Source organism: Myroides sp. LJL115 (genome assembly GCF_054871665.1).
The window spans coordinates 1-1,966 of the sequence record NZ_JBTXLS010000090.1; the positions used below are offsets into that span (position 1 = coordinate 1).

2 tRNA genes and 1 rRNA gene are annotated in these 1,966 nt (G+C 46.8%); all 3 read left to right on the forward strand.

What is annotated here, in order from left to right:
* The first annotated feature begins 141 nt into the window (after positions 1-141).
* The 3 genes from ACYSNX_RS13010 (at position 142) to ACYSNX_RS13020 (ending at position 1,955) form a co-directional block, all read left to right on the forward strand.
* A 16S ribosomal RNA gene (locus ACYSNX_RS13010) occupies positions 142-1,659 on the forward strand.
* A 71-nt stretch (positions 1,660-1,730) separates the two neighbouring features.
* A tRNA-Ile gene (locus ACYSNX_RS13015) sits at positions 1,731-1,804 on the forward strand.
* Positions 1,805-1,881: 77 nt separating this feature from the next.
* Positions 1,882-1,955, forward strand: a tRNA-Ala gene (locus ACYSNX_RS13020).
* Positions 1,956-1,966 lie beyond the last annotated feature (11 nt).

Here is a 1,966-nt window from a genome sequence, read left to right on the forward strand (position 1 = left end):
TACTTTTGCAACCGCTTTGAGAGATAAGCGCAACATTGAAGACACGTTCATAGACATATTGGATTGACAGCAAAATTTAACAAAGAGTAAGGCAAATCGCAAGATTTGATTTATATATCTAATTTAAGATATAAAAAACATACGATGAAGAGTTTGATCCTGGCTCAGGATGAACGCTAGCGGCAGGCCTAACACATGCAAGTCGAGGGGTAAGAGTAGCTTGCTACTTTGAGACCGGCGCACGGGTGAGTAACGCGTATGCAACCTACCTTATACAGGGGAATAGCCCAAAGAAATTTGGATTAATGCCCCATGGTTTGTAACTCTGGCATCAGAGATACAATAAAGATTTATCGGTATAAGATGGGCATGCGTATCATTAGCTAGTTGGTATGGTAACGGCATACCAAGGCTACGATGATTAGGGGTCCTGAGAGGGAGATCCCCCACACTGGTACTGAGACACGGACCAGACTCCTACGGGAGGCAGCAGTGAGGAATATTGGTCAATGGAGGCAACTCTGAACCAGCCATGCCGCGTGCAGGATGACGATCCTATGGATTGTAAACTGCTTTTGTACAGGAAGAAACCCAACTACGTGTAGTTGATTGACGGTACTGTAAGAATAAGGACCGGCTAACTCCGTGCCAGCAGCCGCGGTAATACGGAGGGTCCGAGCGTTATCCGGAATTATTGGGTTTAAAGGGTTCGTAGGCGGTCAGATAAGTCAGTGGTGAAATTTCTTAGCTTAACTAAGACACTGCCATTGATACTGTTTGACTTGAATTATATGGAAGTAACTAGAATATGTAGTGTAGCGGTGAAATGCTTAGATATTACATGGAATACCAATTGCGAAGGCAGGTTACTACGTATTGATTGACGCTGATGAACGAAAGCGTGGGGAGCGAACAGGATTAGATACCCTGGTAGTCCACGCCGTAAACGATGGATACTAGCTGTTTGGTTTTCGGACTGAGTGGCTAAGCGAAAGTGATAAGTATCCCACCTGGGGAGTACGTTCGCAAGAATGAAACTCAAAGGAATTGACGGGGGCCCGCACAAGCGGTGGAGCATGTGGTTTAATTCGATGATACGCGAGGAACCTTACCAGGGCTTAAATGTAGATTGACAGGTTTGGAAACAGACTTTTCTTCGGACAATTTACAAGGTGCTGCATGGTTGTCGTCAGCTCGTGCCGTGAGGTGTCAGGTTAAGTCCTATAACGAGCGCAACCCCTATTGTTAGTTACCAGCACGTAATGGTGGGAACTCTAACAAGACTGCCGGTGCAAACCGCGAGGAAGGTGGGGATGACGTCAAATCATCACGGCCCTTACGTCCTGGGCTACACACGTGCTACAATGGCCGGTACAGAAAGCAGCCACCTAGCGATAGGGAGCGAATCTCAAAAACCGGTCACAGTTCGGATTGGAGTCTGCAACTCGACTCTATGAAGCTGGAATCGCTAGTAATCGGATATCAGCCATGATCCGGTGAATACGTTCCCGGGCCTTGTACACACCGCCCGTCAAGCCATGGAAGCTGGGGGTACCTGAAGTCGGTGACCGCAAGGAGCTGCCTAGGGTAAAACTAGTGACTGGGGCTAAGTCGTAACAAGGTAGCCGTACCGGAAGGTGCGGCTGGAACACCTCCTTTCTAGAGAAAGAATTAGAATATAAAACTTTACTCTTTGCTGTTAGTTCAAAAATTTAAGATATAGTTTACAGAGTCTCGTAGCTCAGCTGGTTAGAGTACTACACTGATAATGTAGGGGTCGGCAGTTCGAGTCTGCCCGGGACTACAAAACTTATCTAAAAGGAAATTTTAGAGGTTGAGACATATCTAACCTAGTTTAGATTGCTTAGCATCTATATCTATGGGGGATTAGCTCAGCTGGCTAGAGCGCCTGCCTTGCACGCAGGAGGTCATCGGTTCGACTCCGATATTCTCCACAAGGACTTAG